This is a genomic window from Aliirhizobium wenxiniae (assembly GCF_019511445.1).
Classification (GTDB): Bacteria; Pseudomonadota; Alphaproteobacteria; order Rhizobiales; family Rhizobiaceae; genus Neorhizobium; species Neorhizobium wenxiniae_A.
Map to the genome: position 1 here is coordinate 1 of NZ_JAEUAN010000040.1, position 20,994 is coordinate 20,994.

Annotated in this window: 21 protein-coding genes and 3 pseudogenes; 16 read left to right on the forward strand and 8 right to left on the reverse strand. The window is 59.1% G+C overall.

Translation table 11 applies throughout. The features are described from left to right. Positions 1–426: 426 nt before the first annotated feature. The 3 genes and pseudogenes from JNB91_RS29540 to JNB91_RS29550 all read left to right on the forward strand — a co-directional run bounded on the left by JNB91_RS29540 (position 427) and on the right by JNB91_RS29550 (position 4,373). The gene (locus tag JNB91_RS29540; RefSeq protein ID WP_220329004.1) at positions 427–2,202 is read left to right on the forward strand and encodes a monovalent cation:proton antiporter-2 (CPA2) family protein; all 1,776 of its coding nucleotides are present in this window, start codon (positions 427–429) and stop codon (positions 2,200–2,202) included. A 161-nt stretch (positions 2,203–2,363) separates the two neighbouring features. Continuing rightward, a pseudogene (locus tag JNB91_RS29545) lies at positions 2,364–3,252 on the forward strand (quinone oxidoreductase family protein). 248 nt (positions 3,253–3,500) lie between these two features. Then, positions 3,501–4,373 carry a class I SAM-dependent methyltransferase gene (locus JNB91_RS29550; RefSeq protein ID WP_223218471.1) on the forward strand — a complete coding sequence of 291 codons (873 nt, stop codon included), beginning with the start codon at positions 3,501–3,503 and terminating at the stop codon, positions 4,371–4,373. A gap of 68 nt (positions 4,374–4,441) precedes the next feature. Here the strand turns inward: JNB91_RS29550 and JNB91_RS29555 are convergent, their stop codons facing one another. Continuing rightward, a complete protein-coding gene (locus JNB91_RS29555) occupies positions 4,442–5,353 on the reverse strand; it encodes a LysR family transcriptional regulator (protein WP_220329005.1) in 912 nt (303 codons plus the stop codon). A 146-nt stretch (positions 5,354–5,499) separates the two neighbouring features. Here JNB91_RS29555 and JNB91_RS29560 point away from each other — a divergent pair, with 146 nt between their 5' ends. The 7 genes from JNB91_RS29560 (at position 5,500) to JNB91_RS29590 (ending at position 11,689) form a co-directional block, all read left to right on the forward strand. Beyond that, the gene (locus JNB91_RS29560; RefSeq protein WP_220329006.1) at positions 5,500–6,159 is read left to right on the forward strand and encodes a hydrolase; all 660 of its coding nucleotides are present in this window, start codon (positions 5,500–5,502) and stop codon (positions 6,157–6,159) included. A gap of 233 nt (positions 6,160–6,392) precedes the next feature. Then, positions 6,393–7,430 (forward strand): LLM class flavin-dependent oxidoreductase, encoded by a 1,038-nt coding sequence (locus JNB91_RS29565; protein ID WP_220329007.1) that lies wholly within the window; start codon positions 6,393–6,395, stop codon positions 7,428–7,430. 31 nt (positions 7,431–7,461) lie between these two features. Continuing rightward, positions 7,462–8,382 carry a LysR family transcriptional regulator gene (locus tag JNB91_RS29570; RefSeq protein ID WP_220329008.1) on the forward strand — a complete coding sequence of 307 codons (921 nt, stop codon included), beginning with the start codon at positions 7,462–7,464 and terminating at the stop codon, positions 8,380–8,382. Positions 8,383–8,411: 29 nt separating this feature from the next. Beyond that, positions 8,412–9,347, forward strand: coding sequence for a pirin family protein (locus JNB91_RS29575; RefSeq protein WP_220329009.1), 936 nt, complete (start codon positions 8,412–8,414; stop codon positions 9,345–9,347). A 71-nt stretch (positions 9,348–9,418) separates the two neighbouring features. Then, positions 9,419–10,675, forward strand: a complete 1,257-nt coding sequence (locus JNB91_RS29580) for a DUF5996 family protein (protein ID WP_220329010.1) — start codon at positions 9,419–9,421, stop codon at positions 10,673–10,675. Between the two features lie 44 nt (positions 10,676–10,719). Beyond that, positions 10,720–11,283 (forward strand): hypothetical protein, encoded by a 564-nt coding sequence (locus JNB91_RS29585; RefSeq protein ID WP_223218472.1) that lies wholly within the window; start codon positions 10,720–10,722, stop codon positions 11,281–11,283. A 49-nt stretch (positions 11,284–11,332) separates the two neighbouring features. After that, on the forward strand, positions 11,333–11,689 hold the full coding sequence (locus JNB91_RS29590; protein ID WP_220329011.1) for a hypothetical protein: 357 nt from the start codon (positions 11,333–11,335) through the stop codon (positions 11,687–11,689). 57 nt (positions 11,690–11,746) lie between these two features. On the opposite strand, the gene JNB91_RS29595 is transcribed toward JNB91_RS29590, so the two are convergent. The 6 genes from JNB91_RS29595 to JNB91_RS29620 form a co-directional block, all read right to left on the reverse strand. Next, positions 11,747–12,754, reverse strand: a complete 1,008-nt coding sequence (locus JNB91_RS29595) for a Rossmann-fold NAD(P)-binding domain-containing protein (protein WP_220329012.1) — start codon at positions 12,752–12,754, stop codon at positions 11,747–11,749. 116 nt (positions 12,755–12,870) lie between these two features. After that, on the reverse strand, positions 12,871–14,424 hold the full coding sequence (locus tag JNB91_RS29600; RefSeq protein ID WP_220329013.1) for a methionine--tRNA ligase: 1,554 nt from the start codon (positions 14,422–14,424) through the stop codon (positions 12,871–12,873). 904 nt (positions 14,425–15,328) lie between these two features. Beyond that, positions 15,329–15,826, reverse strand: coding sequence for an RES family NAD+ phosphorylase (locus tag JNB91_RS29605; protein WP_220329014.1), 498 nt, complete (start codon positions 15,824–15,826; stop codon positions 15,329–15,331). Positions 15,827–15,834: 8 nt separating this feature from the next. Then, positions 15,835–16,185 carry an antitoxin Xre/MbcA/ParS toxin-binding domain-containing protein gene (locus JNB91_RS29610; protein WP_119254711.1) on the reverse strand — a complete coding sequence of 117 codons (351 nt, stop codon included), beginning with the start codon at positions 16,183–16,185 and terminating at the stop codon, positions 15,835–15,837. Positions 16,186–16,421: 236 nt separating this feature from the next. Continuing rightward, positions 16,422–16,691 carry a type II toxin-antitoxin system RelE/ParE family toxin gene (locus JNB91_RS29615; RefSeq protein ID WP_220329023.1) on the reverse strand — a complete coding sequence of 90 codons (270 nt, stop codon included), beginning with the start codon at positions 16,689–16,691 and terminating at the stop codon, positions 16,422–16,424. 26 nt (positions 16,692–16,717) lie between these two features. Beyond that, positions 16,718–16,999 (reverse strand): ribbon-helix-helix domain-containing protein, encoded by a 282-nt coding sequence (locus JNB91_RS29620; RefSeq protein WP_220329015.1) that lies wholly within the window; start codon positions 16,997–16,999, stop codon positions 16,718–16,720. Between the two features lie 219 nt (positions 17,000–17,218). Between JNB91_RS29620 and JNB91_RS29625 the strand changes: the two genes are divergently transcribed. From JNB91_RS29625 to arsC, 5 genes are read left to right on the forward strand one after another with little or no spacing between them, the layout of a single operon-like run. Continuing rightward, positions 17,219–17,572 (forward strand): ArsR/SmtB family transcription factor, encoded by a 354-nt coding sequence (locus JNB91_RS29625; protein ID WP_220329016.1) that lies wholly within the window; start codon positions 17,219–17,221, stop codon positions 17,570–17,572. Next, entirely contained in the window at positions 17,566–18,009 is a 444-nt protein-coding gene (gene arsN2, locus JNB91_RS29630) for an arsenic resistance N-acetyltransferase ArsN2 (RefSeq protein ID WP_220329017.1), read from the forward strand. Before JNB91_RS29625 ends, arsN2 begins: the two co-directional genes overlap by 7 nt. 14 nt (positions 18,010–18,023) lie before the next feature. Continuing rightward, on the forward strand, positions 18,024–18,551 hold the full coding sequence (locus JNB91_RS29635) for an arsenate reductase ArsC (RefSeq protein WP_220329018.1): 528 nt from the start codon (positions 18,024–18,026) through the stop codon (positions 18,549–18,551). Continuing rightward, the gene (arsB, locus tag JNB91_RS29640) at positions 18,551–19,609 is read left to right on the forward strand and encodes an ACR3 family arsenite efflux transporter (RefSeq protein WP_220329019.1); all 1,059 of its coding nucleotides are present in this window, start codon (positions 18,551–18,553) and stop codon (positions 19,607–19,609) included. The genes JNB91_RS29635 and arsB overlap by 1 nt, the downstream gene beginning before the upstream one ends. Before the next feature lie 2 nt (positions 19,610–19,611). Beyond that, entirely contained in the window at positions 19,612–19,971 is a 360-nt protein-coding gene (gene arsC, locus JNB91_RS29645; RefSeq protein ID WP_220329020.1) for an arsenate reductase (glutaredoxin), read from the forward strand. Here the strand turns inward: arsC and JNB91_RS31060 are convergent. After that, positions 19,956–20,458: pseudogene (locus tag JNB91_RS31060) on the reverse strand (hypothetical protein); the annotation flags it as partial. The gene arsC and the pseudogene JNB91_RS31060 sit on opposite strands and share 16 nt — an antisense overlap. 143 nt (positions 20,459–20,601) lie before the next feature. Here JNB91_RS31060 and JNB91_RS29655 point away from each other — a divergent pair. Further along, positions 20,602–20,808, forward strand: a pseudogene (locus tag JNB91_RS29655) (DUF4172 domain-containing protein); the annotation flags it as partial. Positions 20,809–20,994: the final 186 nt, after the last annotated feature.

The window sequence follows — 20,994 nt, forward strand, 5'->3', positions numbered from 1 at the left end:
AGCGACGGCGGCGCTCAGGGCCGGACAGGACTTCTATCTTAGGACTGTGACTGGTCATAATGGGCACATTACCTCGCACACTTGTTAAGTGGGAGATCGTGTCCGGATATTTATGGGGCCATTACAGGATAATCTAACAGCACCGCAGGTCGAAAGCTGGCAGCGATGGTAGACAGCATCACCCGTGTCGTGATTGTCGGTCGCAATTTGACATGTCATGTCCCTGTGTTCTCAATTCTTGCTTGTTGTCAGACTTTCAGCTTGGTGGCCAGGGTTTTGGCGTTCCAAATATTGCGACAGACTTTTGCTGATTGCGCGACTACCCAGCCGCTCCCTGCAACGCTACCAACAGTCAATTGGTAACGGTTACCAGCAGAACGCGGGTAGCAGGGCTCTTGCAAGCACCCAATGCTGAGCGGGGAACGCATGGCAGACACGAACTTGGGGGAGACGATCGGGCCTGCGATCGTTCTGATGGGCGCAGCAGTCGCGGCTGTGCCATTGTTCCGGCGGCTCGGCCTCGGATCGGTGCTGGGGTATTTCTCCGCGGGCGTTCTTGTGGGCCCCTCCGTACTCGGCCTGTTTACCGACACCCTCTCCATCTTGCATTTTTCGGAACTCGGGGTGGTAATGTTCCTGTTCGTCATCGGACTGGAATTGCGCCCACACAAGCTATGGGCCATGCGCGGCCAGATTTTCGGATTGGGACTGGTGCAAGTGGCGGCGGCGACTGCAGCCCTTGCCCTGACCGGCATGCTGGTCTTCGGCCTGTCGGGACCGGTGGCATTCGTTGCCGGCGCCGGTTTCGTCCTGTCCTCGACCGCGGTCATCATGTCGGTGCTGCAAGATCGCGGCGAGATATCGAGTGCCGAGGGCCAGAAGTCCGTCTCGATCCTGCTCTTTGAAGACCTGATGATCGTGCCGCTTCTGGCGGTGGTCGCGTTCCTCTCGCCGCTGTCGGAGGGCCAGTCGGGCTGGCTGGATATCCTGCTCGCATTCGGGGCGCTGCTTGCCTTGCTGGGCGTTTCCAAATGGGGCCTCAATCCGTTTTTCTCTCTCCTGGCACGGGCCCGGACGCGCGAGGTGATGACCGCAGGGGCGCTGCTCGTGGTTCTCGGTGCGGCGCTGCTGATGGATGCGGCCGGTCTTTCGATGGCGATGGGCGCATTCCTCGCCGGCGTGATGCTGTCAAGCTCAAGCTATCGCCACCAGATCGAGAGCGACATCGAGCCGTTTCGCGGGCTGCTGATGGGCCTGTTCTTTCTCGCCGTCGGCATGTCGCTCGACCTTTCGGTGGTCGCCGCGGAATGGTGGCTGCTGCTGTCCATGCTCGTCGCCTTCACCATCGCCAAGGGCGTGGTAGTCTATGCTGTGGCGCGGCTGTTTGGCGGCTCCAATCACAAGGCGCTGCACCGCACCTCGATGTTCCTTCAGGGCGGAGAATTCGCCTTCGTGCTCTATTCCGCAGCAGCGGCCGGCGGTGTCATCGATGCGCGCGACAATGCGCTGTTTACCACCGTGGTGATCTTCTCCATGGCCCTGACGCCGCTCCTGATGATCGCGGCGGACCGGCTCTTGCGCAACGAGGCTTCGATGGAGGGCGTCGAACTGGCCCGCGACCTGAAGGGCAGGGTGCTGATGATCGGCTTCGGGCGGTTCGGCCAGATCGCCTCGCAGCTGCTGCTCGCCAGAGGCGTCAGCCTTTCCGTGATCGACACCAACCCCGATCGCATCCGCGATGCCGGCCGCTTCGGCTTCAAGGTCTTTTTCGGTGACGGCACGCGTCTCGATACCCTGCGCCACTCCGGGGCCGGCTCTGCCGATGCGCTGATGATCTGCGTCAACGATCCGAAGGCGGCGCTGCACATGGTGGAACTGGCGCAACATGAGTTTCCGCAGGCGAGGATCTTGGTGCGAAGCTATGATCGCGGGCATGCGGTGGAACTGATCCGGGCAGGCGTGGATTACCAGATCCGCGAGACGGTCGAATCCGCCTATTTGATGGGTGCCGAGGGCCTGCGAGCCTTGGGATACGCCGAACTGGATATCGAGGAGACCGCCGAGGACGTGCGTCAACGGGATGAAGACCGCCTTTCGGAACAGGTGCAGGGAGACGACATGTCCGGCCGCGACCGGCTGGTGCTCCAGCCGGCTCCGGAGCCGCTGAGCAAGGCGGTGACCAAGGACCGGTCCGCGCCCTGACACCGGGCGCAATACGGCCCTTGGCGCAGGCCGGCAGGCTGCAACGGCGGGCCGTCGCTGCCATTATGCGATGGCATAACCTTGAGCACGGTAAAGGAAGGCCAATGAAAGCCGCAGTCTATGCCGCCCCCGGCCCGCCCTTGGTCCTGACGTATGTCGACATGCCCGATCCCGTCTGCGGACCTGACGATGTGCTGATCGCGGTCGAGGCGATTTCGATCGAGGGCGGGGACCTGATCAATCGAAGGATCACGCCTCAGGCATCGCCCTGGATCGTCGGTTATGCCGCCGCCGGGACGATCGTTGCGATCGGCGACAATGTCTCGGGCCGGGCTGTCGGCCAGCGGGTGACGGCCTTCGACATGCATGGCTCTCATGCGGAACTCTGGTCCGTGCCTGCTTCCCGCACATGGCGTGTGCCCGACGGGCTGGGCATGGCGGAGGCTGCGACACTGCCGATCTCGTTCACCACGGCGCATCACTGTCTGATCACCAAAGGCGGCCTGCGGCAGGCCGAGACGGTGGTGGTGCAGGCCGCCGCCGGGGGCGTTGGCCTGGCAGCCGTCCAGATCGCCCATGCAGAGGGCGCGCGGGTCATCGCCATTGCAAGCGGCCGCGAACGGCAGGCGCGCCTCATGGAGTTCGGTGCATCCCATGTCATCGGTTGCCTGCAGGAGGACGTGGTGGACGAGGTTCTCCGGCTCACCGGCGGATCTCGTCATCGACCCTGTCGGCTCGACCCTGCAGGCGTCGCTATCCGCCCTTGCCCCGGAAGGTCGCCTCGTCTTCGTCGGCAATGCCGGAGGTGGCGGCCTGGCTGTCGATCTCTGGCAAGCGATGCAGAACAACCAGACCCTGCACGGGGTGTTCATGGGGACGTTGTTCGAGAGGCCGGACGTATCCGGAACTGTGGACGCACTGCTGGCGGCAGCGCGCGACAAACGTCTGACGGTCGTGATCGACCGGCCATTTCCCCTCTGTGACGCGGCAGAGGCTCATGACCACGCGGAGACCGCCAAGCCTCTGGGCCGTGTTGTGATGATCCCCTGATACGCGTACCTGCGGCTCATTCCGGTCCACCCGGTCGCGAGCCGGTCCGGTTTCTGCGACACAGTTTTGCAGGAAACGCTTCTATCGCGCGGCTTATCCCGATGCCATAGAGATTACATGATTGAAAGTCACTTTTATAAGGGTGGCGGTCAGAGTAGGTGGCCATTGTCCGCTGGCGGGGGCCGAAATTACGCCCGGAAGGGCTCAAGCAAGCGCCACGCCGTTGTTTTTCAAATAGGGAATTAGATATGCAGAATCCAGAGATTTCAGAACGCGCAGCGACCGATCAGCCGACATGGATACCGAAGCAGCAACCGGCCGGCGTGCATCCCCATATGACGGACGAATTTGCCCGCGTGTATCAGCGGACGGCCAACCGAAATACCGGACAGGTGGCGGCGGCGGCGCTCGATCGCGTCGGCAACATACATTGGGGCACGCGTTTGCTAGATATTGCTGCTGGGGCCGGAGCGCTGAGCCTCCCTGCTGCCCTTCGCGGGGCATCGGTGCTGGCAGTGGATAACGCGCCCGGCATGGTTAACCTCCTGGCCGACCAGCTTGCGCCCTTTCCATCGAGTGAGGCGAGGCTGATGGACGGCCAACAGCTCGAACTGGAGGACGGTCGCTTCGATGCGACATTCTCGCTGTTCGGCGCGATCCTCTTTCCCGACTGGCGGCGCGGGCTTTCAGAACAAGCGCGCGTGACGCGTAGCGGCGGCAAGGCCTGTATCGCCACCTGGCGCCGGCCGCCCGGCGGTGGCCCCTTTTTGGTGATGGCGCAGGCGCTGCGCTCGGTTTTTCCCGATATGCAGCCGCCGGCGCCGCCGGAGGGTTTTCTGGCCTTGGCTAAACCAGACCGCTTGGCTGAGGAAATGTCACTGGCAGGACTGGCGGAGATCAGCGTAGAAGAAATTGAGACGACCTGGGAAGGCCAGTCCGGTCAGTCCTACTTGGATGACCTACGCGGACTGCATAGTTATATGGGGGCATACCATCAGCTGGACAAAGACGGGCAAAGCCGAGTTGAAAAGGCGATTGCGGAGGTAATTGAGGGATTGACCGTGGACGGCAGGGTACTGATCCGGTCCTCCGCCATTTTAGCCGTTGGAAAAAAAGCTTAGGATCGTTTCCATGACGGCAGTTTGATCATGCGCCCCAAAAAATACGTCAGCAAAGGGGTTCAGCCTGTTCACAAGCCCGGTTTACCGGCGCTTGTGGTGTTGCCGCTGGTGGAATGATTTCCGAAGCATTCGATCAGCATTTCGGTGAGGACCCTTACTTTTCGAGTCGGGTGGAGGCCGGGAGGCCGAACAACAAATATTCCGGCTGGTGGGATTGGATGTGCAGGCATGACCTCCACCAGATTGCCCGATAGGATTTGATCTGCCACGAGTGGCTCCGGTAGATACGCGATCCCGAGGCCATCCAATGCAGCCGCTATCAGTGAAATCGCGTTATCGGCCACAAAACGTCCCTGAGGACGCACTCGGACGATCTTGCCGCCATCCATGAACTGCCATGTCTCGGCCTCTCGAATGACCAATTGATGATCCAAGATTTCATCTGGCTTTTTGGGAGCGCCATAAGCCTCGATGTAGGCAGGGCTTGCGACCAGCCTGCCGAAGATCGGGCCGACGCGCCTGGCAACAAGATTGGAGTCGGGAAGGTAACCGACCCGAATTGCGCAATCGAACCCTTCACCGACGAGATCCACGAACCGATCAGTGTAGGATGACTGTATGTGCAGTTGTGGGTGTTGCCGTGCCATCTGCGACAGAACAGGAGAAAAATGCGTTGGTCCGAACGACAACGGAGCTGCGACACGCATGCGGCCTCGAAGCTCACCGGCAGGCAGTATGGTTTCTCGCGCGGCGTCCAGTTCAGCCGAAATTCTAGCCGCGTAATCCCGGAATGTTGAGCCTGCTTCGGTGAGCGCTATGCCTCGGGTCGTCCTCGCAAGCAACTGGGCACCGAACTCAGCTTCAAGTCGTGTAATCCTGCGGCTGACCATCGACTTTGAGATGCCCAGTCGCATCGCTGCAGACGAAACGCTACCGGCATCCGCGACTTCAACGAATGTTCTCAAATCTTCCAGGTCCAATGCGCGTTCCTTCTTTCGCAACACAGCTTAGCACGATCCGGGACTACCGTGCCGAAAAAGACAATGACAGGTTGCGGCGGAATGTTTCTCCATTGAGAGCATTCTCTCATCTAGCCTCAACGAACCGCCAAAACAGGATATTATCCATGACCTTTCGTAACGGCCTCAATTCCCTTCTCCGCCCCGAAGATTCTGTCCTCGTCCTCATTGATCACCAACCCTACCAGCTCACCAACGTCAATAGCCATGACCCCCAGGCTGTCGTTAACAACGTGACCGCCCTTTCAAAGCTGGCGAAGGCTTTCGACGTTCCGACGATCCTGACAAGCGTTATCGCGGACCGCGGTGGCAAGCTCTTCAAGCAGATTACAGACGTCTTCCCCGGACAGGAAGTCATCGACCGAACCTGGGTGAACACCTGGGAGGACGAAAAGGTGGTTGACCTCGTCAAAGCGACTGGCCGCAAGCAGCTGATCATCGCAGGCCTGTGGACAGAAGTCTGCGTCGCGATGCCTGCAATCCAGGCTGCCGGCGAAGGTTGGGACGTGACGGTTATTACCGATGCATCGGGCGGAAGCTCCACCGAGTCTCATCAAGTGGCCATCCAGCGAATGATCGCAGCTGGCGTCAACATGATGACCTGGATGGCTCTGGCTGGTGAATGGCAGCGGGACTGGGCGAGAACTGAGCACGTTGAGGAACTAACAGAAGTTCTCATTTCACACATGAGCGGCAGCGGCATCGCGTACCTGTGGGAACAGCAACTGCTTAACACACCGATCCCAACGACCAAGGGTGGGCACTAAAGCCGAGCCGGGACGACGAGGATATCGAAGGTAAAGTCGCGTGAAATGCGATGTTCCAAAATCTTCGTCGTCCCTTCTACGTATTACAGGTCGAGCCGTCTGAAACATTGTTGATTGTCAAGAGATGACGTGTCTCCGGCGATCCTCAAACGTAGGCGTGGCCTGCTATCAACGCGTTTGGGCCGCTCGCAGCTCCGGCCGCAGCAGTAAATGGCGGATTGCACGGATTGCATATGGAAATCGGTATCGATAGTTTTGCCGCAATACTTCCTGACCCGGCGACAGGTCGACTTCCGTCGCCCACCGTTCGCATGGCCGAGCTGATCGAGGAGGTCGAGCTTGCCGATCGTGTCGGGCTGGACGTGTTTGGCATCGGTGAGCATCACCGTGGAGAGTTCCTCGATTCCGCACCGACTGTCATACTGGCCGCAGCTGCAGCGCGCACCAGCCGGATCAGGCTGACAAGCGCGGTAACTGTTCTGAGCGCCGCCGATCCGGTGCGTGTATTCCAGGAATTTGCAACACTTGACCTGATTTCCAGAGGGCGCGCGGAAATCGTTGTCGGTCGCGGTTCGTTTGTCGAGGCTTACCCGCTGTTCGGCCTGGATACACGCGACTACGACGACCTTTTCGCAGAAAAACTCGACCTGCTGCTCGCGCTTGGCGAAACGACGAATATCACTTGGGACGGGCGTTTCCGCGCGTCGCTCAAGGAACAAGGTGTCTTCCCACGGCCTCATCAATTACGGCTTCCGGTTTGGATCGGAGTCGGCGGCACGCCCCAGTCCTTCGCACGGGCAGGTGCACTCGGCCTCCCGCTGATGGTGGCCATCATTGGCGGAAATTTTGAACGGTTCCGTCCGCTTGTCGATCTCTACAAAGAGGCAGGGAAGGGTGCTGGACATAGCCCTGACGTTCTGAGGGTCGGCATCCACGCGATGGGTTTTATCGGCGAGACAAATGCGGCCGCCGGTGATGCCTTTTTTCCTGGCTGGGCCCATCTCACGTCAAAGATTGGTCGGGAGCGCGGGTGGTCGCCGCCGACACGCCAGCAGTTCGACGAAATGACCGGCCCAGAGGGCGCATTCCTGGTTGGTGATCCGCAGACTGTGGCAGCCAAGATGATGCATGCCAGCGAAACACTCGGCGGCATTTCTCGCATCACCTTCCAGATGAGTACGGCCTCTCTCGATACTGCGGCGATGAAGCGATCCATCGAACTTCTTGGCACGGAGGTCGCGCCGATCGTGAGGGCAGCAAGCGGAATGTAGTTCTAGCCTGAATGTCAAACAGGAGGAGCGAGTGGATATCGAAGATCTGCGGACATTTGTCGAAGTTGCCGATGCCGGAGGCGTCTCGCCCGCGGCGCGGCGATTGGGGATTTCCAAATCGATGGTCAGCCGCCGGCTCGCACGGATAGAGTCGGAGCTCGGCGTCCAGCTTCTTGCGCGCACCACACGAGGCGCCGGCCTGACGGAGGCGGGCGTGACATTCCGTGAGTTTGCAGCAAAAACCTGTAGCGAGATCGAGATTGCACGCGAGACGATATTGCCAGACGGCGATCTTCGCGGACGGTTGAGAGTTGCCGTACCGTTGACATCGGGGCCGATGTATTTTGCACCCGTGCTTGCGGAAATGGCCAGTCATCACCCACAGCTTCAGATCCATGCCGAATATAGCGACCGGTTCGTCGATCTCGTCGCGGACGGTTTCGATTGCGCAATTCGGGTGGGCATGCTGCCTGACTCCAATCTCATCTCAAGGCGCGTAGGAGAGATTTATGGAAAGCTTGTCGCCAGCCCGGCTTACATAAGACGTTACGGTCTGCCTGAAACGCCGGGCGATATCGCAGCGCATCAGGCCTTGATAGGAGCTGAAGCGTGGCGGTTTACAGAAGGCGACAGGATCGTCACCGTGCAGCCGCAAGGGCGCTTCAGTTCCGACAATGGTGCCGCACTTGCAAGCGCGGCGGCGGCTGGACTTGGCCTCGCATGGCTTCCCGACTGCGTCACCCATGAATATCTGGCGTCCGGCGCACTCGTCCCGGTGATGACCCGCTTTCCGTTGCCAGTCGGCACCGTTTATGTCGTGAGGCCTTCCAGCCCGCATCCCGCCCGCAAGGTGCGTATCCTCTGCGAGTTCTTGATCGCCTCCTTCGAAAAAGGCCGACATCCGAATGAGGCCTTGAGCGGGCCTCCTGAAACCAATGTTCTCGACGCATAGATAATCAGACGAAAAGAAAGGTTGCGCAAATGAGTTGGAACCCTGCAATCGAACCGGGCTGTCCCGATGAGGTCGGTATCGAGGCCATCGAAACGCTTATCGTTCCTCGGGCGCGCGATCTCGGCGGCTTCGAGGTGCGGCGTGCCCTGCCGGCGCCGAAGCGGCAGATGGTAGGCCCGTTCATCTTCTTCGACCAGGCAGGGCCGGCCGAGCTGTTGACTGGTCAGGGTATCGACGTCCGTCCGCATCCGCATATCGGTCTTGGCACCGTCACGTATCTCTTCCGCGGCGATTTCCACCACCGTGACAGTACCGGAGCAGACCAGGTCATCCGGCCCGGCGCACTGAACTGGATGGTGGCGGGGCGCGGTGTTACCCATTCGGAGCGGACAACTGCTACGGCTCGAACCGGGCCAAACAGCCTGTTCGGTATCCAGACCTGGCTTGCTCTCCCGGAAGCCCATGAGGATATGGATCCGACGTTCGAACATCACGGCCAGGAAACCCTGCCGGTAATCGAAGATAGGGGAGTATCACTGCGCCTCATTCTTGGAAATGCCTATGGTGAAAACGCCCCGGCCACCATGCTTTCCGAGACGTTTTATGCGGATGTCGTGCTGGAAGCGGGCGCACGTCTGCCTATGCCGGACAATCACGAGGACCGGGGCATCTATATCGTCGAAGGCTCGATTTCGGTTGCCGGACAGAATTTCGAAGCACCGCAGATGATGGTTTTTCGTCCTGGCGACAAAATTACGGTCGTGGCCGGCGAAATGGGATCCAGGCTGATGGTTCTCGGTGGCGCAACACTCTCCGGGCCACGTTACATCTGGTGGAATTTTGTCGCCTCCTCGCAAGAGCGCATTGAAGCAGCAAAGGCGGAATGGCGCGCCCAAAACTGGGGCAAGGGACGTTTCGACCTTCCGATCGACGACCGCGACGAACACATTCCGCTCCCGGATTAAGGACGTGGCCGCGGGGCAGAACGGCAAGCCGAATTGATGGCCATGCCGAAGAACACAAGGAGGAAAGCAAGATGAACAACGTGTGGCCTGGTCTCGATTATCTCAGCTGGCGCGAGACATGCTCAGCCCTGCATCTCTACCTGCAGATCGTGGGCAAGTACCGGCTGGCGCATACGCCGTGGCTCAACCATTCCTGGAACGCCACTTTATATGTCACGCCGCGCGGTCTCACGACATCGTCCATCCCCGATGGTGCTGGGGTCGAAATCCTGTTCGATTTTCATGATCATCGAGTGGTGGGGTTTAGCGGCGATGGGCGTACTGCGTCCTTCGACCTCGGGGCTTCCACGGTTGCAAAATTCCACGCCCGATTTGCTGGACTGGTCTCGGATCTCGGTGGTAAACCGATCTTCAACGGGCAACCGAACGAGGTGCCGAACCCGGTGCCGTTCCGTGAGGATAATCGCGACCGCATTTATGATCGCGATGCCGTAAATCGCTTCCATCAGGCATTGATGGCAATCGATCGTGTCTTCAAGACATTCCGAACCTCTTTTCTTGGAAAGTCCAGTCCCGTTCATCTGTTCTGGGGCAGCTTCGATCTTGCCGTCACCCGTTTTTCTGGTCGTCCGGCGCCGCTCCATGCCGGCGGAATACCAGCCTTGCCGGATGACGTTGCGCAGGAAGCTTATGATCGCGAGGTCTCGTCCGTCGGATTTTGGCCGGGCGGCGGTGGCCTGGATTATCCGGCTTTCTATGCTTACGCCTATCCGGCGCCCCATGGTTTTCGAAATGCAGCGATCATGCCGGACGCGGCATTCTGGCATGAAGGTCTTTCCGAGTTCATCCTGCCTTATGATGCCGTGAAGTCGGCTGCTGATCCCGACGCGGCGCTGATGGCATTCCTCATGTCCAGCTACGAAGCTGCCGCCGATCTGGCGAATTGGGATCGCGAAATGCTGGACTGTGCGCATGGCCGTCCAGGCGTGGTGCGCCTACAGAATGCAGGACAGCGGAACACAGCTCCTGCGCCAGCAGCAGGTGATGAAAATGTCGAACGGGAGGATGGTCCGTCGAAGGGGCGCTACCGGCTCGTCGTCGATGGTTTCGAAGCAGAGATGACTTATAGCAGGGCAGGGGAGGGTCTGATCATCATCGACCATACGGATGTACCCTCGGCGTTGCGTGGACGAAAAATTGGGGAACGGATGGTGCGACAGGCCATTGAAGATGCAAGGCGTGAGGGCGTCGCCATCATTCCTCTTTGCCCTTTTGCGAAAGCGCAAATCGATCGTCATCCTGAATGGCAGGATGTTCTCAAGAGATAAGTTCACGCACCGGGCAACATGGTTGCGTCGAGGTCGGAGGATAGATGCAGGAGAAAACCTTCAAATTTCAGGAGGCCGACAAGAGCCTTCTGGCCGCGGTCGATGAAGCGATCGAGCGCGCCGTTGAAGCCGCCGGACCTGAGCTTCAAGCACTTTGTATCGGCAGGACGTCGCATGATTATTTTGCCGATGCAGTCCTTCGTCACCTATTCCTGCGGTTATGCGGTGCCGACCCGCAAACCAATACTGGGGGCAACCCAAAAACCGCATGGGAAATCCTCTATGTTGGCCGCAGCGTTGCTCGCCACTGGGAGAGGGAGCGCGGTGCTGCCGCCACAATCCGACGGAAAAAGGAGCGCCCGGAAGACATGGAAAGAGATGCGAGCGAACGCCGGGAACTTGCAATTGCCGCAAGGAACTTTGCGGTCAATACCGCTATCAGCGTCTTGATCGATCATGCGCGCGCGTCCGACCCACGAATCTACGAGCGCCTTGAAGCGCCAATCGATGCCCGCCATGACAGGCTTGAAAACGTCTCGGAGACCGACCGGGAGTTTACTGAACATGCCCGCAGATACATGCGTGTTCTGACCAAGTTGCAGGAATAGAAGCTGGCGATCCTTCCCGAAGATCCGCATTCTCACAAGAGGAAAAACTATGACGGGAAGCTGTCCTGTGCTCACCCCGACCCAAAGGCAGATCGCCGATATCATCAAGGGTGCGGGCCATACACTGGCTGCTGCCGTGTCCCTCGCTTTGGAAGAGGCCAGCCGCCAGGTTGCTGACGAGATGAAAGCTGTCGGGCAGGAAGATAGCACTCCGCCGCTGCAATATTTTGCCAGTGTCGTTCATCAGCGCATGTATTGCCTAGTATGCGGCGCGAACCCGGAAACTTTCGAAGGTGGCGATCCGGATATCGCCTACCATGTCATTCGCAACAGTCAGGGCATTGCCAAACATTACTGGTCGGCGGATATCGAGCCCTACCCGCTTATTCCGCGAGAATCTGGCTAGGTGTATTCGGCCATGCTGCAGATGGCCTTATCGACATCCGCAGCATGGCCCATGAATTCACACGAGGCTGAGCGTCAACAGACTGCCGCCGGCCGCCTCCAGTCTTTGCAGATATCTCTCCGCTTCGAGCAGTTGATATGGGAAATAGAGACCTGGCGGAGTGGGCTTGCCCCCGTCAATTCCGGTCAGCCGCTCAAGGATTGCCGCCACGCCCATGGCCGTTAAAGGTGCGGCACCTCCGGGGTGAAAGACCGCATGTCGCGTCTCGAGCAATCGGCCATCCATACCTTCGCCGGATAATTCTATGATAATCTCGGTGGACTTCGGTTCACCACGACGGCGCGTCGAACTGATGCCGGTTGCAAGATCGAACCGAACATTCTTCGCGCCGGTGGCGGTCGCCAAGCCCGCAACGTCGATCGACGAGAAACCCGAGGCTTTGACTTCGGTGCCGTCAATCGCGTGGAATATTGCCTGAGCACCCTCACCTTCCCGCCATACATAGGCACCATCACGGCGCGTGAGTGCTGCTGGCATCAACTTGGACAGGCGCTTGAAATCTTCCGCAACTGCCGGTCCGCCACCATCTTCTTCATCGACCAGTGCTCCAATCTTGATACTGTCGACGCGCTTGAAACTTTGGGCAAGCTTGAGTGCGGAAACCGTTGTCGCTCCCACCAGCCATTCATATGCGAGAACAACTGCGCCTGCTTTGGGATTGTGCATGAAGGTTGCGATCTCGGGGGCGATCTCGAATATGCCCGATGAGATGCCGAGATGAGGTAGGCCGTGCTCATTGGCGAAACGAAGCCCGGCCAGGCGTTCATCCGAATGAAAAACCGAGACGGCACCCACACGCCTGCTGCCAAGGCCGAGATCGGCGGCATCGAGGTCGAGTACGACAGCTTCGGCATTGCCGAGTTCTGCGGCGGTACTTTGCGCCTTGGCAAGGTCGCGACCGGCAATCAGAAAGCGAAGGTCGGGATGCCGGTCTCTCAGCACCTCAGCGCTCAGGCGGCCGATTGCGCCGGAGCCGCCCATCATCAGGATAGGATCAATATGCATGAATTTCTCCTTCTGGTTTCCGCACCAGGCAATCCGTTCGGTTGCCGGTTGAATTGAAAAAAAAACGGGCGGTTAACTCCCGATCGATGTATGGGTGATCACCAAGCGGACACCATCTATGCCGTGCCTCTGCGCGGAAAAAGAACCGAATTTGCCCGCGTTTTTCGGTCGCTGACGTCAATCGGTTGGCGGTAGTGCGTTGTTATGGGAATGCCAAGCTTGCCATGTAGTTCCGCAGCGGCTCGTGGAATGAACGGCAGCAGGCAGCGCGCCACGACGGCAAGGCCATATATCTGCTCCGCCAAGGTGGCGGCCAGGCGCTGTGTGATCACCGTCCGCTCGTGTGCCGCGATCTCGCCAGCCAGCGCCTTGGCATCTGCCCATGGTGCCTGTCTGGTAAACAGCCTGTTCGCCTCGGCCAGATAGGTGAAGATCTCGCTCAGGCAGATATGGAGTTCGTAATTTTCGAAGGATTGATGGACCCTTTCGCAAAGCTGTTGCGCCTGCCGCACCAGCGCACTCTCGGGTATTTCCGGCGTCACTCCGTCAAATGTGGTGGCCAGAAGTGCGAGAACCCGGTTTGCGAGGTTCCCCAATTGTCCGCCGAGTTCTCCTGACCATGCCGCATCCAGCCGATCCTCGGAAAAATCGCCGTCATCTGCGGAGCGGATGTGCCGCAAAAGGTAATATCTCAGGGCATCCGGCGTGCCGTAAGCCTCGATAAAGTGATCCGGCGCAATGCCGTTGCCTGCCGATTTGCCGATCTTTCGGCCGTCGACCGTCACGTATCCATGCACGAAAATAGAGCTGGGCAACGGCAGGCCGGCGGATAGCAAAATGGCCGGCCAGTAAATAGCGTGGAATTTCGAGATGCCCTTGCCAACGAAATGAATGCGTTCGCCATCCTCTGCCCAGTAATGACGATGAAGCGCATCATCCGAGCCGTAGCCGAGCCCGGTCAGGTAGTTCGCCAAAGCGTCGAACCAGACATAGACGACCTCGTCGCCTCCCGGAATGGGCACGCCCCATCCCCGTGCTCGTTCCGCGCTGCGCGAAACACTGATATCGGTCAGTCCACGCCGGAGCAGGGCGGTGATTTCGTTGCGTCGATGCGCCGGCGTAATCTGAAGGTCGCCTGTCTCTAACAACGCGAGGATCTGGTCGCCATATCGGGACAGACGGAAAAACCAGTTTTCCTCCCGAACGATTTCCAATGCCACAGCGTGTTCGGGGCATTTTCCGCCATCAAGTTCCGATGGCTCGTAAAACTGTTCGCAGCCCACGCAATAAAAGCCTTCATAGGCCTTGCGATAGAGATCGCCACGCGCCGCGCAGGCATTCCATAGGGAATGAACGCAGCCGACATGCCGCGGATCGCTTGAGGTGCGAACAAACGCGTCGTTTGAGATTTCAAGCTGCGCCCCCAGTCGCTCGAAGCTGTCGCCGTTGGCGCCGACAAAGTCCGCAACGGCCTGGCCTGCCGCTTCTGCCGCTCGGACATTCTTCAGGCTGTTATCGTCGGTTCCGCATTGAAAGCGAACATCCCGTCCCAGCAGCCGATAGTGACGCGCATAGGCATCTGCCTGCACAAGCTCGAGCGCGAATCCGACATGTGGCGATGAATTGACGTATGGTATGGAGGTGGTGAGGTAGGCAGTTGGCCGTGTCATGGGAGAATCCTCTCAAGGGGTACAAAACCCAGAGGCGGATCGCAAAAGAAAAACCGCCTCAAGGGCGGTCTCTGGTGCTCTGAAGACGCACGAAACCCGCCACGCTATGAGCGCGGCATCATCATCGTTGCGTTGATCAGATTGATGTTCATGACAAAATAACTACCACCCGTTGACTGCTTCAACAAGCTCGTCGGCGTTGCTTTTCTCGCAACACTGTTTTGCAGAAAATGTTGTCATCACCACGTAATCGCAAGTCATTACGCGGATCGCTGGCATCAAATTGTCGCGTGCTGACTCTGGTCTCAGGTATCGAGTGGCAGCTCCGTTTAATAATAAGATCTTACGCGGCCATTGAGTACGCGGCAGTTCACAAAGCGTACGTTTCCGACGGGTTAGCTATTGAAAGCACGACGTGTCGATGGTTCGGTTCCTCGACTACGTCGATGCCCGTGCTTAGACAGAAGCAGCCCAGGCGTACACACGGAAATGCGGTATCCAACCCGCGTATAAGAGTTTGCAAACCGTCGTCTTGAGGCCCTGTCTCCTACATTGCGCATTAGCTACACCATGCAGGACCAGCCATTATTGGCTGGACGAATAGTCGTGGCCAAGCCGCTTGCAAATGAACATAAGAGTTCCGACGAGACGAAAATTGCGCCAAGATCGACTAGAGTAGCGGTCTGTGCTTGAGATTGATCTGCTGTCATCGGCATGGTTGGCCTCCAGAGAGTTTTCTAGCGACCTCACTCTGCCACGGAGCAGGCCGCTACTCACCCCTGATGGGATCTCAAGAGCGTAAAGAAACAAGGTTTCTTCAATGACGCGTCGGTGAAAAACCAAAAGGGCCATGGTCTCCAGCTGGTGAGTTTTATGTCGATGCAGTTGGCGGTCGACACCGATCCTACCGCGACAGGCGACCTTCGTCATCGATTAGCGTCAACCGGCAAGGCGCCGTATCGCTCCACGTCCAGAGGACTAGATTGGCATCGTCTCGGGTCGTGCCGGGTGCGAAGCTCCTCACGATCAATCCATGATAGCCGGCAGCGGCAAGCCGACCTGCGAAGGCTTGCGTCTTCGCCTCTCCGGCCGTTTTCATCTGATCACGCCATGTAGGATCCGCCAGACCCGCATCGTCCATGCCTTCAGTGCGCAGCGCGATATGATCCCGCGTATCGAAGATGCGTTCGAATGCCGCGTCATAGGCGACGAGCGTCGTGGGTTGCAGGGAGCCGGCCTGATTGGCTTCACGCAAAGCCGTGACGATTGTCAGCGAAGTATAGAGTGCCGGCGTCCCCTTTCGGTTGAACCGACCTCCATAAAGTTCGGCGCCGCGTCCCGACATCGGCTCGCGCGCATAGATCGGGTTTAGCGCCCGGTAAAGTGTTCCTCGAAACTCCATCGGCACTTTCAGGCGTGAACGCCGGCATCGACGGCGTCGATATAGTCGAGAACCTCGTCGGCACGGCCGTCGCGTACGAGCTGCATCGCCGTGAAGCCTGAAAAGCCGGGCAACGGTTCGGAGCGATACCAGGCATAGGCCATCAGGGCGGAGCCAAACCGAGGCTCGACCTTATTGACGATCTCGGTCATTTCCCGAAGACGCCGCTGCGTCTTGTCGGAGCGAATGCGATCCTGCCGCTGGATCGCGTCCTTCCCGAGCCCTGCGGTCCGAGCGATCTCTTCGCTCGTGGTGCGCAGGGCGCTGGCGATCTTGCGCGGCGAAAAAAGTCCGCCATCAGCGTATTGGGCGAGACCCATCTCAAAACACCTCCGTTCGATCCACCCATCATTGTGACGCAATATAGCGTCAGAATTCTCGGACTTCAATGAGGAGGAGAGGGGATGCGGCGACAAGAAGTACAGATGTTGCTTGCAGATTGGCGAGCTGCTGATGCAGGCACTCAACCGCGCCTCGTCCTCGACTGTGGGCGGCGGTTCAGGTCCCTTCAAGACCGCGTGACCTTGCTTACAGCTTAATCCCAGCCCTTTGGCTCTCAAAACAGAGCGGACAGGTCGCGCCGACCGTCCACTACTCGCACGATCTCAACTGCATGAACAGGACCGTCGTCGGAGTCGGGCCTTGTCTCGTAAAGTATGACATAGGGCGCTTCGACCAACATCCGGGCGGTACGGAATACCTCCGGGTGACGCTCGCCCAAACGCGGATGCGCGATGAGCATTTCCGCCTGGCGACGAAAATTGGCAAAGTATCGCTCCGCGCTGAGAGGCTGTTCGCGACTTATCTCAACGTAAATTTTCTTAATGTCGGCACGCCGGCGTCCAGAGAAGCTTAGCGGGCATGAGGAGCAGGAGACTTTACTTCCTGGCGAGCTTCCTCAAGCACTGCATCGAAATCCACTTCGACGGGAGGTCCGCTCGCTTTGCCTTCTTCCCACATCGCACGTAGCTTAGCGATACCGTCGCGCTTCTGCATCCACTTGGCCGACCAGTCACGCATGGCTTCGCGTACAACTTCGCTCCCGCTGGCATACGCGCCGCTATTAACGGCATCGCGCAACAGCTCTGCGTGTTGCGGGGTCATCGAGACGCTGACTTTTTCAACATTGGGCATGGATGCCTCCACTTTGTTTGGTAGTAATTATTACCACCAAACAAATAGCGCGGCAACTTTCCCGTTGCAGCGCACGTCTCCCGGCTCGCTTGAGCGTCACTGGGGCAATCCGCCGGATGGAGTCCGAATAGCAGGTTGTAGGTTCACATCCGTTCAAGAGCTTAAACCGGCCTGCGCCAGAAACCTTGACAGGCCCTATATATCCATTATTCTGGATATATGGAAAACAGCAGCGCGATGGCGGCCCTCGCGGCCTTGGCACAAAACACCCGCCTTGAGACATTTCGGTTACTCGTCCGGCACGAGCCGGATGGGATTCCGGCAGGCGAGCTCGCGCGGCTCCTCGATGTGCCGCAGAACACAATGTCGGCGCATCTTGCGACATTGTCCCGTGCCGGATTGGTCAAAAGCGAGCGCCAGAGCCGATCGATCATCTACCGGGCCGACCTCGACGGCCTGCGCGACCTGACATTATTCCTGCTGAAGGACTGCTGCGGCGGTTCGACGGAGCTTTGCGCTCCTCTGATCGCAGAACTGACGCCATGCTACGCGCCGGGGGCGAAGCCATGTTGAACACGATCGCATTGCACGAGGTGGCCGGTAGCGAAGCTCGTCTTCGAGAGACGCTCCGAGCCGCGGATCTCCCGACCGATGACATTGAAGACGATGGACGCGCCTTCTTCGAAGCAGTCTCAGGCGACGGCCAAACAATCGGATATTCCGGCCTCGAACGCTGTGACGGCGACTACCTGCTGCGATCTGTTGTCGTGCTTCCGACGTATCGGGGTCATGGCCTGGGACAAGCGATTGTCGAGGCGACCCTGCGGAACGTTGGCAGCGGCGGCGATATCTTTCTGGCGACGACGAGCGCCAAATTGTTCTTTTCGAGCATCGGGTTTTCAGAGGTGCCGCGGACCGAAGTACCGGCAGCCGTTCTCGCAACCCGCCAGCTTTCCTCCATCTGCCCATCGTCGGCGACCATCATGAAGCTCAACAGGCCTCCGACCTAACACGGACCACGACCATGACTGACAAGACCTACAACGTGCTGTTCCTCTGCACGGGCAATTCCGCTCGCTCTATTCTCGCCGAATCCATCCTCGACAAAGTGGGCGGCGGCCGATTCAAGGCCTATTCCGCCGGCAGCCAGCCGAAGGGCGAGGTCAACCCTTATGCCCTGAAGGAATTGGCAACGCTCGGCTATCAATCGGCCGGATTTTCGTCGAAGAGCTGGGATGTCCACGCGGCGCCAGGCGCGCCGGAGATGGATTTCATCTTCACGGTCTGCGACAGCGCCGCCGGCGAGGCCTGCCCCGTTTGGATCGGCCATCCGATGACCGCCCACTGGGGCGTCGAGGATCCGGCCGCGGTTTCCGGCCTGGATATCGACAAGCAACGCGCCTTCGCGCAGGCGGCCCGCTTTCTCAAGAACCGGATCCTCGCATTCGTAAACCTGCCGCTGGCGTCTATCGATCGGCTGGCGCTGGAGACAAAGCTCCGCCAGATCGGCGCGATGGAAGGTTCGACCTCACCGCAGGGAAAGTCCGTCTGATGTCTACTTTCGAACGATACCTGACCATCTGGGTCTTCCTCTGCATCGCCGTCGGCGTTGCACTTGGCCACCTGATGCCCGCCGTCCGCCAGATCATCGGCGGCGCCGAGGTCGCTATGGTCAATATCCCCGTCGCGATCCTGATCTGGCTGATGATCATTCCGATGCTCCTGAAGATCGATTTCCAGTCGCTGGTACAGGTCGGCTCCTACTGGCGCGGGATCGGCGTGACGCTGATCATCAACTGGGCGATCAAACCGTTCTCTATGGCATTGCTAGGATGGCTGTTCGTCGGCTGGCTCTTCCGGCCATATCTGCCCGCGGATCAGATCGACTCCTATATCGCAGGCCTGATCATCCTTGCCGCCGCACCCTGCACGGCCATGGTTTTCGTCTGGTCGAACCTGACGCGGGGCGAGCCGCTGTTCACCCTCTCACAGGTCGCCCTGAACGATGCGATCATGGTGGTTGCATTCGCCCCGATCGTCGGCCTCCTGCTCGGTCTCTCGGCCATCACAGTCCCCTGGCCGACGCTTGCCCTGTCGGTCGCGCTCTATATCGTCGCGCCTGTCATCATCGCCCAGATGCTGCGGAGCCGCCTGACGGCCGACGGCACGACCCACACGCTCGACGGCCTGCTTGCCAGGCTGCAACCGATATCGCTCGTCGCACTCCTCGCCACGCTTGTCCTGCTCTTCGCGTTCCAGGGCGAGCAGATCATCACCCAGCCGGCCATCATCGCCTTGCTGGCCGTACCGATCCTGATCCAGGTCTACCTGAACTCCGGGCTGGCCTACCTGTTGAACCGCATGGCAGGCGAGCGCCACTGCGTCGCCGGGCCGTCCGCCCTCATCGGCGCCAGCAACTTCTTCGAGCTCGCGGTTGCCGCCGCCATCAGCCTGTTCGGGTTTCAGTCGGGCGCAGCACTTGCCACCGTCGTCGGTGTCCTGATCGAGGTGCCGGTGATGCTGTCGGTCGTCTGGATCGTGAACCGCTCGAAGAGTTGGTACGAGGCATCACCGGCCGTCGCCCGCAACATCAACACCGAAAGGACCTGACCATGGACGCCACCATCTATCACAATCCGGCCTGTGGGACGTCACGCAATACACTGGCGCTGATCCGCGCCGCTGGGATCGAGCCCACCGTCATCGAGTACCTGCAGAACCCTCCACGCGCGCAGCTCTCGAAGATGATCGCAGATGCCGGCCTGACGGTCAGGGAAGCGATCCGTGAGAAGGGCACGCCCTATACCGAACTCGGTCTCGACAATCCGGCCCTCACCGATGACCAGTTGCTGGACGCGATGATCGCCACCCCGATCCTGAACAACCGGCCACTCGTCGTTACGCCGCTGGGCACCAGGCTCGCCCGCCCTTCTAAGGTCGTGCTCGACATCCTGCCAGCAGACGCCGCATGATAGCGACGATACGCCGTTGATCCGGAAATGATGACCCGGCGCACCCATCGAGGATCTCTTCGCGTTTGGTGAAAGGCAGACTGCTGAAGTCATCCGGAAGGTGCAATGAGATCCTGCGCCTCTCAGCCGGGCTGATCTCACCGAGATCATGACCATAAAGGGAGCGCGCCTGATGCGGCAGCTTCTCTTTGAAATATCCCTCCGGAAGTCGGTAGCGCCGCTCGATGCGGCGGAGGATGTCGGAACTCGCAACAGATCGGTGTACGCGACTACCCTGGATCCAGGAAAGCAGCGTCTTGTGGTCGAAGGTCTCATTGAGATGAACGACGGCGCGGTAGAGCTGCCAATATGTGTCGCCGAACCGCCGCATATGGTAGGTCAGCGCGTCCAGAAAGCTGGCCGGATCTTCTTTCGCTTCGAATAGTGGTTCTGGGAACGGACTGATCGGCTTCGGTGCAGGTCCAGGCTGTGTCGACGTAGACCGGATAAAGGTACCGTCGGCCGCCGTACGTTGCGGCTTCCTGGTCGAGGATGTAGCGACAGCCTTTTTGGCGAGTACAGTTTTGCGCGGGCTAGCTGTCGGCTTTGGTGGCGGTCGTCCTTCGGCTGCCGGTGGATCACCGAGCCACCGAGCGGCAAGAAAAGGTAATCGCGCGCATCTTCAAGGAAGGCACAGCGGGCTTCAAGGGCGGCCTAAGTGCAGAAAACTACATCTCGATCACAAACACATCCCGCGCGACAGCGACACGCGACCTCCAGCAACTCGTGGAGATCGGTGCGCTCACGCGTACCGGTGAACGTCGGCATACGCGCTACTCGCTGTCATTGCTGAGATAAAGTGATGCCTGTTAATGAACTTCATCAAAGCCATTATCTAGGTGAACGACTGTTCGATTCCGCTCACATCAGGTTTTTTGTCAACGGTTCATTTTGTTGTCATCACAAAGCGTCCTTTTTTAGCGGATCCATGGTCTGAGCCCATCGCTTTACCGGCTCGCTATCGAGCCTGTACAACCTCACATA